This window comes from Marinomonas pontica (genome assembly GCF_026191375.1).
In the GTDB taxonomy this organism is placed as follows: Bacteria; Pseudomonadota; Gammaproteobacteria; order Pseudomonadales; family Marinomonadaceae; genus Marinomonas; species Marinomonas pontica.
In genome coordinates this window covers 47084-61611 of record NZ_JAODTL010000025.1, presented here as the reverse complement: position 1 = coordinate 61611, position 14528 = coordinate 47084, and the positions used below count along the sequence as shown (strand labels likewise).

General features: G+C 44.5%; 13 protein-coding genes and 1 pseudogene. 9 read left to right on the top strand and 5 right to left on the bottom strand.

Annotation, left to right across the window (positions count from 1 at the left end; all coding sequences use genetic code 11):
* Positions 1–392, bottom strand: a pseudogene (locus tag N5P32_RS05580) (hypothetical protein); the annotation flags it as partial.
* A gap of 534 nt (positions 393–926) precedes the next feature.
* Here N5P32_RS05580 and aat point away from each other — a divergent pair.
* Entirely contained in the window at positions 927–1592 is a 666-nt protein-coding gene (gene aat / locus N5P32_RS05575; protein ID WP_265728138.1) for a leucyl/phenylalanyl-tRNA--protein transferase, read from the top strand.
* A gap of 302 nt (positions 1593–1894) precedes the next feature.
* Entirely contained in the window at positions 1895–2113 is a 219-nt protein-coding gene (infA, locus tag N5P32_RS05570) for a translation initiation factor IF-1 (protein WP_012070936.1), read from the top strand.
* 186 nt (positions 2114–2299) lie between these two features.
* Here the strand turns inward: infA and clpA are convergent, their stop codons facing one another.
* Together clpA and clpS are read right to left on the bottom strand one after the other, a co-directional pair.
* Positions 2300–4555 (bottom strand): ATP-dependent Clp protease ATP-binding subunit ClpA, encoded by a 2256-nt coding sequence (clpA, locus tag N5P32_RS05565; protein ID WP_265728137.1) that lies wholly within the window; start codon positions 4553–4555, stop codon positions 2300–2302.
* Between the two features lie 20 nt (positions 4556–4575).
* The gene (gene clpS, locus N5P32_RS05560) at positions 4576–4926 is read right to left on the bottom strand and encodes an ATP-dependent Clp protease adapter ClpS (protein ID WP_265728136.1); all 351 of its coding nucleotides are present in this window, start codon (positions 4924–4926) and stop codon (positions 4576–4578) included.
* Between the two features lie 311 nt (positions 4927–5237).
* On the opposite strand from clpS, the gene N5P32_RS05555 reads away from it, so the two are divergent.
* The 6 genes from N5P32_RS05555 to N5P32_RS05530 all read left to right on the top strand — a co-directional run bounded on the left by N5P32_RS05555 (position 5238) and on the right by N5P32_RS05530 (position 11007).
* On the top strand, positions 5238–5492 hold the full coding sequence (locus tag N5P32_RS05555; RefSeq protein WP_265728135.1) for a cold shock domain-containing protein: 255 nt from the start codon (positions 5238–5240) through the stop codon (positions 5490–5492).
* 123 nt (positions 5493–5615) lie between these two features.
* Positions 5616–6344, top strand: a complete 729-nt coding sequence (locus tag N5P32_RS05550; RefSeq protein WP_265728134.1) for a pseudouridine synthase — start codon at positions 5616–5618, stop codon at positions 6342–6344.
* A complete protein-coding gene (locus N5P32_RS05545) occupies positions 6280–6684 on the top strand; it encodes an NUDIX domain-containing protein (protein ID WP_265728133.1) in 405 nt (134 codons plus the stop codon). The genes N5P32_RS05550 and N5P32_RS05545 overlap by 65 nt, the downstream gene beginning before the upstream one ends.
* A gap of 77 nt (positions 6685–6761) precedes the next feature.
* Positions 6762–7883, top strand: a complete 1122-nt coding sequence (gene mnmA / locus N5P32_RS05540; RefSeq protein ID WP_265728132.1) for a tRNA 2-thiouridine(34) synthase MnmA — start codon at positions 6762–6764, stop codon at positions 7881–7883.
* 17 nt (positions 7884–7900) lie between these two features.
* Entirely contained in the window at positions 7901–8530 is a 630-nt protein-coding gene (gene hflD / locus N5P32_RS05535; RefSeq protein ID WP_265728131.1) for a high frequency lysogenization protein HflD, read from the top strand.
* A gap of 254 nt (positions 8531–8784) precedes the next feature.
* Entirely contained in the window at positions 8785–11007 is a 2223-nt protein-coding gene (locus tag N5P32_RS05530; protein WP_265728130.1) for an NADP-dependent isocitrate dehydrogenase, read from the top strand.
* 150 nt (positions 11008–11157) lie between these two features.
* Here N5P32_RS05530 and N5P32_RS05525 read toward each other — a convergent pair whose 3' ends face one another.
* Complete coding sequence (locus N5P32_RS05525; protein ID WP_265728141.1) at positions 11158–12108, bottom strand: methyl-accepting chemotaxis protein; 951 nt, start codon at positions 12106–12108, stop codon at positions 11158–11160.
* A 16-nt stretch (positions 12109–12124) separates the two neighbouring features.
* Positions 12125–12760, bottom strand: a complete 636-nt coding sequence (locus N5P32_RS05520; protein ID WP_265728129.1) for a hypothetical protein — start codon at positions 12758–12760, stop codon at positions 12125–12127.
* A gap of 315 nt (positions 12761–13075) precedes the next feature.
* Between N5P32_RS05520 and purB the strand changes: the two genes are divergently transcribed.
* Complete coding sequence (purB, locus tag N5P32_RS05515) at positions 13076–14449, top strand: adenylosuccinate lyase (RefSeq protein WP_265728128.1); 1374 nt, start codon at positions 13076–13078, stop codon at positions 14447–14449.
* The last annotated feature ends 79 nt before the right edge of the window (positions 14450–14528 follow it).

The following is a 14528-nucleotide window of genomic DNA, read 5'->3' as shown; positions in this document are numbered from 1 at the left end:
TCAGTATCACCAGAAGTACTTAGATCAACACCACCGTAGTACTCATCCATACCCATGAAAGAGCCAGTCGCTACAGTACCGTCGAAGCGACCGAAAGAAACTGCACCTTGTTTTACGTACAATTTCTCAAGACCGATATCTACGCCTTCACCAGCTTCAGCAGTACCGCCGTTAGTTGCAAATTCAAGTTCAGCGTAAACAATACCAGTATCAATTTGAAGCTCTAGTTCACCTTCATTTGTACCACTAAGTTCGCTAGTGCCATTATCATTAGTTACATATTCAATGCCAGCATTACCAGTGATGATTGCATCAGCAGCAAAAGTAGCAGTAGAAACGGCAGCAGCAACAGCAGATACCGCAAACACAGAAGCAAGTTTAATCGCTTTCATTCAAGATTCCCCTTTATATTATATTATGTGGTCTTGTAGACCTTTTGACTGATTTTCGTCTAACCAAGAAACGTTGTTAAATCAACGACTCGTGTATCTTAAAACCGATCAGTTTCACTTTTGTGACAATTGCCAAAAAGCAAATTATCTGTAGTTCCCAACACCGTATTCAATGATCTTTTCGAACTACCGTTTAGGACTGCATCGATTAAAACCAAGTTTTCCATTACTGGTCAAGCACTCCTTGCACTTTTTTCTCTTTTTTCATTTTGCCCCCTTTTTTGAGTGAAAAACACTCAACCAGGACATCAAAGAACAAAAAAAATCGATTTTTCATGCACAATGTAACGAATTAAGCATAACATTGTGTCAACAAGTCGCAAGTCGAATACCTTTTCTTCCTTACTTTTCATATCGGTATACGGTTTTTTTCTTTAGTGTTTTCTGCAAAAATTTTCTGAGGATAGTTTTTCAGCCCAAAAAAACTATAATTGACAGACCATTTCGCGATCGCCTTAGGACAACCGAAACACTATGCCTTCCTCAGCAAATAACGAGCCACATGAGCTAATATTGCTTTCCGAGTCACCGTACGACACCCCTAACCCAGAAAAAGCGTTACAAGACCCAGAAGGCTTGTCAGCAATTGGGGGAGATTTAAGCACAACCCGATTACTTCATCTCTACAGTAAAGGCTTTTTCCCATGGTTTAGTGATCCAGATCCTATTTTGTGGTGGCACCCTGAAGAAAGATGCGTTTTGTCACCAAACGATTTCCATACCGCTAAGTCCCTTAAAAAGGCCTTAAAGAAGCAAAGTTGGTGTTTTTCGGTGAATCAGGCGTTTGAATCTGTCATCGGGCATTGTTCAGCGCTGCGAGCCGACAAAGAAGGCACGTGGATTTCAGAGGACATTAAGAAGGCGTATACAAAATTAAACAAATTAGGCTACGCCCATTCAATAGAAGTCTGGCTAGACAATAAGCTGGTTGGTGGCTTTTATGGCGTGGCCATGGGAAATATGTTTTTTGGTGAATCCATGTTTTCGTTGGTGCCAAATGCATCAAAAATTGCGCTCAAAACTTTTTGCGACCTCAGCAAAAACAGCAACATCAAACTGATAGACTGCCAAGTGGAGTCAGACCACTTGTTAACGCTTGGTGCGAATAGCATCCCCGCGTTCAATTCTGCGCCGCTTTAGAACAACTCATACCTAACATTAAAAAGAACGCTTACCTGATTAAGATGGGCAATAATCCAGAAAAACAGCCGATCTAGATTAAAAATAGACACCTTAACCGTGCAACTAGGTTTGCCTTACGCTGCATTTTTAGGCAAAATACGCTCGATCAAAATTCAGACGTCGCTAAATACACAATCATCAATTAGATATTTAGCGCTCAATCGGCCAAGAAAAACCTCTTTTTCTTCGTCTGCAGACCTTCACTGTTGCAGGTCGGCGTCTACTAAACAATAGTAAGTTAACACTATAGGACACACATTGTGGCAAAAGAAGAAGGCTTAGAAATGGAAGGCACTATCATTGATACGTTGCCTAACACCATGTTCCGCGTCGAATTAGAAAACGGGCATGTCGTGATTGCACATATCTCTGGTAAAATGCGTAAAAACTACATTCGTATTTTGACTGGCGACAAGGTAAAAGTGGAACTAACACCTTACGACCTTTCAAAAGGCCGTATTGTTTACCGCGCACGTTAATTTAAACAGCGTAATACACGCTATTTAAATGAATGACATAAAAAAACCGGACCCTGTCCGGTTTTTTTATGTCGCTAATACCTGTAGGTCGGCCTTTAGGCCGTCAAAAGACCGATAACACTAAACCAAAAACCTTGACGCGCTAATCACGACCCACAAGATCGACGGAGTTCGTTTTGTGACAGTTTAATGAACAACAGCCTCTTTAATCACCTCGAACTTAAGTTCATCACTCTTTTCATCCAACGCCACTTTGACGTGTCCACCATCATGCAGGTCGCCAAATAAAATTTGGTCTGCGAGCGGTTTTTTAAGATGCTCCTGAATCACTCGCGCCATTGGACGAGCACCCATTTGACGATCATAGCCTTTATTCGCCAACCAGCCTCTTGCCGTATCCGATACTTCCAGTAGGACACCTTTAGGGTCTAGTTGCGCCTGCAGCTCCACCAAGAACTTATCAACCACATTGAAAATAATACGTTCATCCAGTTGCTGAAACTGAATCACAGCGTCTAGGCGGTTTCTAAATTCAGGCGTAAAGGTTCGATTAATCACCTCCATACCGTCGGTTGAGTTGTCCTGACTAGAGAATCCAATTGAACGTCGAGCCAGTTCTTCTGCCCCAGCGTTGGATGTCATCACTAAGATCACGTTACGGAAATCCGCCTTGCGTCCGTTATTATCCGTCAAGGTACCATGATCCATCACTTGCAAAAGCAAGTTAAAGACTTCTGGGTGAGCTTTTTCAATCTCATCCAACAGCACGACACTATGAGGGTTCTTCGTCACTGCCTCTGTTAGCAAACCACCTTGATCAAAACCAACATACCCTGGTGGCGCACCAATCAATCGAGACACCGCATGACGCTCCATGTACTCAGACATATCAAAGCGGATAAGCTCAAGCCCCAACTGTTTCGCAAGCTGCTTAGTAACTTCCGTCTTACCAACCCCTGTTGGGCCTGCCATAAGGAAAGAACCTATCGGTTTTTGTTCTGCCTTCAAGCCAGCACGAGATAATTTGATCGCAGCGGATAAAGAATCAATGGCATTGTCTTGCCCGAACACCACCATTTTCAGGTTTCGCTCAAGATTAGACAGTACTTGTCTATCATCAGAGTTTACCGCCCTTACTGGCACTCGCGCGATTTTGGAAACGATATCTTCAATATCCGCGACCGTGATCACCGCTTTACGTTTATCTTCCGGCTGCAGCCGCTGATACGCACCCGCTTCGTCCACAACGTCAATCGCCTTATCTGGCATATGACGATCAGTTACATAACGCTGAGCAAGCTCTGCAGCAGCCAACAACGCTGGCTCTTCGTACTTCACTTTATGGTGCTCTTCAAACGCCCCGATGATGCCTTTCAGAATCTGGTATGTGTCATCCACACTCGGCTCGTTCACATCGATTTTTTGGAAACGACGCGCCAACGCATGATCTTTTTCAAACACACCACGAAACTCTTGGAACGTTGTTGAGCCAATGCAACGCAAACCACCTGAACTCAAGACGGGCTTAAGCAGATTAGAAGCATCCATAACACCACCCGATGCGGCGCCAGCCCCAATAATGGTATGAATTTCATCAATAAACAGTATCGCGTTTGGAAGCTTTTTCAGCTCACCAAGCAATTGCTTTAGGCGTTTTTCAAAATCACCACGATATTTAGTGCCTGCTAATAACGCCCCCAAATCCAAGGAATAAACAACGCCATCCGCGATAACATCCGGCACTTGACCGTCAACAATTCGCTTAGCCAAACCTTCTGCGATGGCCGTTTTACCCACACCCGATTCACCCACCAAAAGAGGGTTATTTTTACGACGACGAGACAATGTTTGTATCACTCGCTCAACTTCGTATTCACGGCCAATCAGCTTGTCTATTTTCCCTGCTTTGGCTTCTTCATTAAGGTTGGTGGCAAATTTTTGCAGTGGCGCAGTGGCAGTATCTTCTGCCTCATCCTCGTGATCCAAGTCTTGAGATGATGCATCGCCTGTTTTGGAAATACCGTGCGCGACGTAGTTCACAACATCAATACGCGCCACACCATGTCGCTTTAATAAGTAGACAGTCTGACTTTCTTGTTCGCTAAAAATCGCCACAAGCACGTTCGCACCAGTTACTTCGCGTTTTCCAGAGGATTGCACATGAAAAACAGCGCGCTGCAATACACGCTGGAACCCTAAAGTAGGTTGAACTTCACGTTCTTCGTCGTCTTCAGGAATAAGAGGCGTTGTACTGTCTACAAACTCCTCGAGTTCTTTACTTAGGGTGTCTAAATTCACACCGCATGCTTTAAGGACGCTTGAAGCAGCGCCGTTTTCAATAAGAGCAAGTAGTAAATGCTCCACCGTCATGAATTCATGGCGCTTGTCTCGCGCCGCTTTGAAAGCCGTATTCAGGGTTTGCTCTAGTTCTTTATCTAACATTGCTATTCCCTCACTCTGAATCAGTCGACCTTTTGTAGGTCACACATTAAGGGGTGCTCATTTTGTTCCACGAACTGTTGTACCATTGCTACTTTCGTTTCAGCAATATCAAAGGGATAAATTCCACAAACGCCTTTCCCTTTCATATGTACTTCTAACATTACCTGATTAGCCTTCTCCCCATCCATAGAAAAAAACCTTTGTAACACAAATACGACAAAATCCATTGGCGTATAGTCATCATTGAACAGCACCACTTGATACATAGAAGGCGGTTTTAGTTCCGTTTCTTCCGGTGCAATCGCAATACTGGAATGCCCATGCTGTTCGTCATCTTCTGATACTAGTCTAATTTGTTGATCTACAATCATTCCACGCCTCTGAGGCTACAATTTTTCACGCAATCTGCCAGATAAGACACATTGCGGCGTATTTATACAACATTATGTACGTCTGCTAATGCAAAACAGATTACCACTTGGATTTTACAAATGCCAAAAGGGCTTCTACGCTCTTTATTGGGGTGATCAAATGTGCAATCAATGTTTATGAGTAAAATTCTAGCATTGATTCTTTAAAAACAATTTGCACCTATTTAGCAATCTACGCTATCCGGACTATATTTTACTTTAAACCGCCCGATACAGGGCAAACAATGTTCTGAGTGGATAAGGAGTGGCTCATGCATCATGGATCAGTGAAGTGGTTTAACAATGCGAAAGGATACGGATTTATTGTCTCTGAGGATTTTAATGAAGACTTATTTATTCATTATTCTGCCATCAATGTTGAAGGCTATAAAACCTTAAAAGCTGGACAAGCTGTCACATTTGATGTGGAACCAGGCGAAAGAGGGTTACACGCAATTGAAATCAACCCCACCGTCTCAAATCAAGAGGATGCAACCGAAAACATTAAGAAAACTCAGCTCGCATAACCGCCAGCCACGTCGCTATCCAAGGACAAATTTGGTATCTTACTCTCTCATTTAGGGGGAGTAAGATAAGCCAACTCGGCTCTTTTTTTACTTCGTACCACATCAAAAACCTTTGCAGAACTCATGCCCTCAAATTTACTTCTCTTTAACAAGCCCTTTCGTGTACTCAGCCAGTTCTCTGCTGAAGGCGATAAAACCACCCTTGCTCAGTACATTAATGTCCCTGAGTTTTACCCCGCTGGAAGACTAGATTTTGACTCAGAAGGCCTTTTACTGCTAACGAATCAAGGGGCATTACAACACATCATTGCCTCTCCAGATTTTAAACTCCCCAAAACCTACTGGGTTCAGGTGGAAGGCGATATTTCTGATGAAGCATTAGCAAAACTAAGACAAGGCGTTGAGTTAAAAGATGGCCTGACCAAACCCGCCCAAGCAGAACGCATGACAGAACCAGACATATGGGAAAGAGTTCCCCCAGTTCGCCATAGAGAAAACATCCCGACGAGCTGGTTATCACTGCAAATCCGCGAGGGTAAAAACCGACAAGTTCGCCGAATGACCGCGGCTGTCGGCTTTCCTACATTGCGACTGATTCGCTACGCCATTGGACCCTACACTTTAGATAATACAGCCATCGGCGAGTGGAACTACATAGAACCAACAGACAACCTACTTAAAGAGGTCACTCAGTTTGAAGAACAAAGAAAGAGAAAGGCTGCCTCACCTAACCGTCGCCGCCCTAGTGAGAAAGGTCAACAAAGACACCAAGGAAACAAAGTATCTCATGGTGAAGGAATGGCAAGACGGAAACCTAGTCCTAAACCAGCCAGCCGGCCACGTCGAAAATAACGAAAGCGTTTTAGACGCGGTTGTTCGCGAAGCAAAAGAGGAGTCAGGCTGGCTAGTGAAACCTATCGGCCTGCTTGGCATGTACGCTTTCACCCCTTTCGAAGGCGCAGATACCTATCATCGCCTGTGCGTATTGTGCGAGGCCATGAACGAAACCCACGAACCGCTCGATGACGACATTGTTTCAAGCCATTGGTTAAGCTACGAAGAAATTATGGCACTCCCCCATCGCAGCCCATTAATTAAAACCTGTATTGAAGATTCATTTAACAACCCCATTATCCCTTTATCTTTTGTATCGAATCAATTTCTTCGGCCTGTGCCTAGATCAAGAAAGTGATACAATAACGGACATTTAATTTATCTGAGGCCATGCCTCTTCGCTTCGCGAATATAACAGTCGAGAAATCACAGCACATGAAAGAAAGCCCTATTGCGAATAACGCAAACAGCTCCAAAAAAGTCATTGTCGGTATGTCCGGCGGTGTCGACTCCTCTGTATCTGCACTTATCTTGATGCAACAGGGTTATCAGGTTGAAGGTCTTTTCATGAAAAACTGGGACGAAGACGATGGCACAGAGTATTGCACCGCCAAAGACGACTTGGCCGATGCACAAGCCGTATCCGATAAGTTAGGCATCAAGCTGCACACGGCGAACTTCGCTGCAGAATACTGGGACAACGTTTTCGAACATTTTCTGGCCGAATACAAAGCGGGACGGACGCCAAACCCTGACATTTTGTGCAACAAAGAAATCAAATTTAAAGCCTTCTTAGAATACGCCATGGCGCTTAATGCCGATTACATCGCCACCGGCCACTACGTTCGTCGTGGTGAAAAAGATGGACAGCCTCTTCTTTTAAAAGGCTTGGATGGAAATAAAGACCAAAGCTATTTTTTATACGCCGTTGGCAAGGACGAAATTGCCAAAACACTGTTCCCTGTTGGCGAGTTAGAAAAACCAGAAGTACGCCGCTTAGCCGAAGAGTTTGGTTTGGTCACTCACAATAAAAAAGACAGCACAGGTATTTGCTTCATCGGCGAACGCCGCTTCAAAGACTTTTTAGAGCAATATTTGCCTGCTCAACCAGGCGACATAGAAACACTAGAAGGTGACAAAATTGCTCGCCACCATGGTTTGATGTACCACACTATTGGTCAGCGCCAAGGTTTAGGCATTGGCGGTCTCGCTAAATACTCAGACGATCCATGGTATGTGGTTGAAAAAGATCTAGAGCGCAATGTATTGATCGTGACGCAAGGCGGCCAACATGAATCCTTATTCAAAACCCACTTAATTGCTGACAATTTTGATTGGGTAGCGAGAGAAAAACCTGCTTTCCCACTGACGTGCAAAGCCAAATGCCGTTACCGCCAAGCGGATCAAGATTGCACTATTAATGAGCTGGCCGATGGCCGTGTTGAAGTTTCTTTTGTCGAACCACAAAGAGCCATCACACCAGGGCAGTCTGTTGTGTTTTACGTAGATGAAATTTGCCTAGGTGGCGGCATCATCAACGTCGCCTTTAACAAGTAATTATTAAGAGAGAAAACGTGAGTAGCAGAGAAAAAGAGCAAACCATTGCCCTATCAGCTGTTTTCCAAGCCGCTGAGCTCGTGGCCGTCCTCGCTAAAACCGGGAAAGTTGACAATGCCAGCTTACAGCCATTGTTAGAGAGCCTTTTAATGGTGAATGCGGCCTCTACAGAAGACATTTACGGCGGCCAATGGGATTGTTCAAGCAACCTGGCACTGGGCAGACGAATTACCAAACAAGCATTAGGAAAAGAACGCAGCAGCGTTAACCCTGACACATTAAGATACGCTCTGAGTCTGATTCATCTAGAAAACAAGTTATCAAAAGCGCCAGAAATGCTGTCGTTGATTGGTCAAAAAATTGGGCAAATCGAGCAGAAAAAAGCGCATTATGACAGCGTTCTCCATGAAAATATGTTGGCGTCTATTTCTGGTATGTACCAAGACACCTTGAGCAAGCTATCTTTTCGCATTCAAGTTCACGGAGACAGCCGGTTTTTACAACAACCGCACGTCGCCAATCAAGTTCGAGCTATTTTAATGTCGGGGATTCGAGCCGCCATGCTATGGCGACAATTAGGTGGAAAACGCTGGCATTTGATTTTTAAACGCAAAGCTTTATTGACTGCATTAGAGTCACGCAGTTAATACTTTAAAGGCCCAATATTGGGTCTTTTTTATGTTTAAAAATCACCAAAATCGAAACGCCAGCAATACAATAATTGAAATCAATTTCCACTATATCTGACAGCCAATATCTCTACCTTCGTTTTTTAGGTAGTATATTGTACAAATTTTTAACCTGTGCGGGTTAACCTGTAAGAGCAGTTTAAATTAGGGAATGGCGGCTAAAAGTCATCTTCGATTCAATAGGCTAATGCCTAAAATGTTAGGGGAATTACATGTCAACGAAACAAACCATTTACTATACATTTACTGACGAGGCGCCAGCTTTGGCTACCGCGTCTCTACTTCCTATCTTTGGCGCATTCGCTAAAGAAGCAGACATCGAACTAAAACTGACAGACATTTCTTTGGCTAGTCGTGTTATTTCTGCTTTTTCAGATCGACTTCCAGCGGACAAACAAGCGGAAGACGGCTTAAAATTCCTAGGTGACCTAACAGCAAACCCAGAAGCAAACATTGTTAAGCTGCCAAACATCAGTGCATCTTTACCACAACTTAACGCTACAATTAAAGAGTTGAACGCGGAAGGTTACGGTCTACCTGAGTACCCAGAAAACCCACAAACTGACGAAGAAAAAGACGTACAAGCGCGTTACTCTAAAGTGCTTGGTAGTGCGGTAAACCCTGTTCTACGTCAAGGTAACTCTGACCGTCGTGCACCAGCAGCAGTAAAAGGCTTCGCTCGCAAAAACCCTCATTCAATGGGCAAATGGAGCAAAACTTCGGTTTCTCACGTTGATTACATGCGTGATGGCGATTTCTACTCTTCTGAGCAATCCGTAACAATGGATTCCGCTCAAACCGTTAATATTGAATTCGTAGGCAAAGACGGTTCCGTTGAAGTGAAAAAGTCACTTCCTCTTCTTGCTGGCGAAATCCTAGACAGCATGAACATCAGCTGCACAAAACTTCGCGCTTTCTTTGAAGCAACGTTACAAGAAGCGAAAGAAGACAACATTATGTGGTCAGTGCATTTAAAAGCCACCATGATGAAAGTGTCTCACCCAATCGTATTTGGTCACGCGGTCACGGTTTTCTATAAAGACGTATTCGAAAAATACGGCGAACTTTTCAAAGAAATCGGCGTAAACCCAAACAACGGCTTAGGCAGTGTTTATGATAAAATCAAAACACTTCCTGAAGCAAAGCAAGAAGAAATCAAACAAGCGATTCAAGACGTTTATAAAACACGTCCTGAGTTAGCCATGGTTGATTCAGACAAAGGCATCACTAACCTACACGTACCAAGCGACGTTATCGTTGATGCTTCTATGCCTGCAATGATCCGTAACTCTGGCAAAATGTGGGGCCGTGATGGCAAGGCACACGATGCGAAAGCCGTTATTCCAGACAGCACTTACGCTCGCATCTACCAAGAAACCATCAACTTCTGTAAAACTAACGGCGCATTCAACCCTGTTACAATGGGCACAGTGCCAAACGTTGGCCTTATGGCACAAAAAGCAGAAGAGTACGGTTCTCACGACAAGACATACGAAATGAAGGCCGATGGTGTTATGCGCGTTGTAGACGCAAATGGCAACGTTCTGATGCAACACAATGTTGAGAAAGGCGACATCTGGCGCGCTTGCCAAACCAAAGACGCGGCCATTCGCGACTGGGTGAAATTAGGCGTTACTCGCGCTCGTCAGTCTGACACACCGGCTGTGTTCTGGTTAGAAGAGGCTCGTCCACACGACAACGGTCTTCGCAAAAAAGTTGAATTGTACCTAAAAGACCATGACACAACGGGTCTAGACATTCGCATCATGTCTTACAACGAAGCAATCCGTTTCTCTATGGAGCGCATCATTCGTGGTAAAGACACCATTTCTGTAACGGGTAATATTCTACGTGACTACTTGACTGACTTGTTCCCAATCTTAGAGTTGGGCACGTCTGCGAAAATGTTGTCTATCGTACCCATGCTAAACGGCGGCGGTATGTATGAGACGGGTGCGGGCGGTTCTGCTCCTAAGCACGTTCAACAGCTAATGGAAGAAAACTACCTTCGTTGGGACTCTCTGGGTGAATTCCTTGCTGTGGCCGTGTCTTTTGAAGAGCTTGGCATTAAGCACAGCAACGAGAAAGCAAAAATCCTTGCTAAGTGCCTAGATAAAGCAACAGGAAAGTTACTAGACACTAACAAGTCACCGTCTCGTAAAGTGGGTGAAATCGATAACCGTGGTAGCCATTTCTACCTAGCACTTTACTGGTCACAAGAGCTTGCAGCACAAACTGAAGATGCCGCATTAGCAGCGAAATTCGCACCACTAGCGAAACAACTTGCTGATAACGAAGATAAGATTGTTGCGGAACTGGCGGCAGTACAAGGTAAGCCTTCTGGTCTATCTGGTTACTACCACATGGATCTAAATGAAGTGGCTAAGATCATGCGTCCTAGTGCGACATTTAATACAGCATTAGCAACGCTTTAAGCTTATTGATTAAGTAAACAGCTATGAAAAAGCCCGAGTAACAGTGTTACTCGGGCTTTTCTTTGTCTATTCTGTAGAATCCGTTATGACTATTGGAGATACTCTAGTAATAGCCACCCTAAAAGACAGAACGAAGAACGAGCCTTAAAACTACACTTTAAAGCTTGAGATAAGATCAGACAACGCTTTCGATTGCCCTAATACTTGCTTAGCCGCCACATTTGACTGTTCAGCGTTAACACTGGTCAATTCCGCCTCATCGCGAATAGAGCGAATTCGCCCATCAATGTTTTCTGATGCCGCAGCTTGCTGCTCCATTGCCGATGCGATTTCAATCGCCATAGAGGAAATATTCCCCATAGAAGACGTAATCGTATACAAGGCGTCTTTTGCTTTTAATGACTGAGCAACACTTTGTTCAGCCTGCTGCTTACTTTCCCCCATAACCAGCACGGCATCTTGAGAGCCTTTTTGCAATTGGGTAATCATCACCTGAATTTGTTCTGTGGAATCTTGAGTACGTTGCGCAAGCGTACGAACTTCATCAGCAACTACCGCAAAACCACGACCCTGCTCACCGGCACGCGCTGCTTCAATCGCTGCGTTTAATGCTAACAAATTGGTTTGATCCGCAATGCCACGAATCGAATCTAAAATACTACCGACATCCGTGGTTTCTTTTTCCAAGGCTTGCAGTACGCGGGATGCCTTTTCAACGCCTTCAGACAATTGCTGTATGGACACAACGCTGTTATTAACCACGCTTTCCACTTCTTTTGCGATACTGTCCGATTCCTTTGCCGCTTTCGCCGCCGCATCAGCACTGTCTGCTACATGACGAACTGTGGTTTGCATCTCTGCTACGACGCTGGCAATACCAGACGTTTCTTTTTGCAGCCCTTGCATGCCTGTTCGCGTTTTATTAGAAGCCACCAACATTTGCTCGCCCGCCACAGACAACTGAGTAGATTGTCCTTGCTGAGTAACCACCAGGTCCTGTATACCTTTAATAAAGACGTTAAAACTGTGCGCGACCGACGCCAATTCGTCTTTACCTTTGTCATCCAAGCGAACCGTTAAATCACGCGCACCAACAGAAATATTATGCAGTGACGATTCAAGCGAGTTCAGATCTCGGCAGTATGCGGCGACGCAAAATCAAAATAACACCAACAATTACTACACCAGAAATTAAGCTGCTGATTAAAGACAGGAATTCAGAATTTTCTAACGCCGCAATCGATACCCGCTCACTTTCTGCAAATTGCGCTGTCAGTTCATCCGCAATTTTTTCCAGTGACTCAGCCAACTGAGCCGATTCTTCGTCCAGTCCACCAGGGCCCTTCATCAGGTTATTGCCGGCCTCAGTACCTTTTTGAATATAAGCGTACGCCATTTCACGGCCGACTTTGTTTACGTTATTTAATTTTTTTTCTAGCTCTAGTACACGGGCGCGATACGCTGGAATAATGTTTTCAAGCTCTTTCAAGCTTTGCATTGCGCTTTTCATGCTCGCATCGGCCTCAGGTAAAGCATCGTCTCCCCGAGTAGCGCCCATATCAGTCAAAAACTGCTGAACCTGTACAACATAGTAGCGAGCGTCTTTCATCGTTGACACCGCCTGAGATAACACAGCTTGGTGTCGGATGGCCTCTTTATTCTTATTCAAACTAAGTTGAGTAATGGCATAAAGAGAAGATAAAGCTATCAACACTATGGCAATAACCAAGTTCATTATTCGACTGATCTTCATTATAATTTTCCTAAGTAGTGATCAAAACAGCCCGCATTTTAAAAGAAACACATGACCGTATTATTTATTCGCCGCATCATACAAGCGTGCAAAGAATAAGGCATCGACAAATAACAAAAATCCCGAGTCAGTAACAAAAAAAAGTCTGCATTTACAAAAAGACACTAAGTGTCCATTCCAACACAGCAAAAATGCGCATCAGCGGCGGAGAAAAGCCAAGCCGATCCATGCATATTTTCAGACTGGCGTAGCGGTAGAGTCCGCTTTTGCCTATAATAGCGGCTCCCTGAAAACCATGTTCGAGGCGTTATCTCAATGGAATTAACTAGCTTAAATGCAATTTCCCCTATCGACGGTCGTTACGGATCGAAAACAAACGTACTACGTCGCTCCGTGAGCGAGTATGGTTTGCTGCGTATGCGAGTCATAGTCGAAGTTCGCTGGCTACAGGCTCTTGCCAAACACCCACAAATCATCGAAGTTCCTGCATTGAGTAATGAAGCGAGTGCTCTGCTGGATCAGCTTGCTGAAAACTTCAGTGAAGCCGATGCACAAGCCATTAAAGACATTGAGAAAACCACGAACCACGATGTCAAAGCGGTTGAATATTTCATCAAGAACAAAATGGCAGACAATACAGAACTTGCTGCTATCTCTGAGTTTGTTCACTTTGCTTGTACATCAGAAGACATCAATAACCTATCTCATGCCTTGATGTTGCGTGAAGCGTTGGAAGAAGGCATTGCTCCAGAGCTTAAAAACGTCATCACAGCGATCCAAGATCTAGCCATCGAGCACGCCGAGCAATCTATGCTGTCTCGCACACACGGCCAAACCGCATCACCAACCACAGTTGGTAAAGAAATGGCCAACGTAGCAGCACGTCTTAGCCGTCAACTTAAGCAAATCGAAAACGTTGAATTTTTAGGCAAAATCAACGGTGCAGTGGGCAACTACAACGCTCACCTTTCTGCTTACCCAGATGTGGATTGGCAAGCACACGCTGAGGCTTTTGTTACGTCTTTAGGTTTGACATGGAACCCTTACACGACTCAAATCGAGCCACATGATTACATCGCTGAATTGTACGATGCGATTTGTCGCTTCAACACCATCTTGATCGATTTCGACCGCGATGTGTGGGGCTACATTTCCATGGGCTTCTTCAAGCAAAAAACCATTGCTGGCGAAATCGGCTCTTCGACCATGCCTCACAAAGTTAACCCAATCGACTTCGAAAACTCCGAAGGCAACTTGGGCATTGCAAACGCAATCATGGGTCACTTGAGCGCTAAATTGCCAATCTCTCGCTGGCAGCGCGACCTAACGGATTCCACGGTTCTTCGTAACCTTGGCGTTGGTTTGGCTCACAGCTTAATCGCTTACCAAGCAACTCTAAAAGGCATCAGCAAATTGGAAATCAATGCGCCTCGTCTTGAAGCAGACCTTAACAATGCATGGGAAGTATTGGCAGAACCAATTCAGACCGTCATGCGTCGTTACGGCATCGAATCTCCATACGAGAAGCTAAAAGAGCTAACGCGCGGCCGAGCTATCGACCAAGCAACGATCGAAGCCTTTGTTGATACGCTAGAAATGCCTGAACAAGCCAAAGCTGAGCTAAAAAAGCTAACGCCTGCGACCTATATCGGTAATGCTGTGGCACAAGCAAAAGCGATCCGTAGCTAAAACAAACTCTGAATAAGCGTAATAAAAAGAGCCGATTTATCGGCTCTTTTTGCCTTTAAAACTACTAATCTTTAGCAAT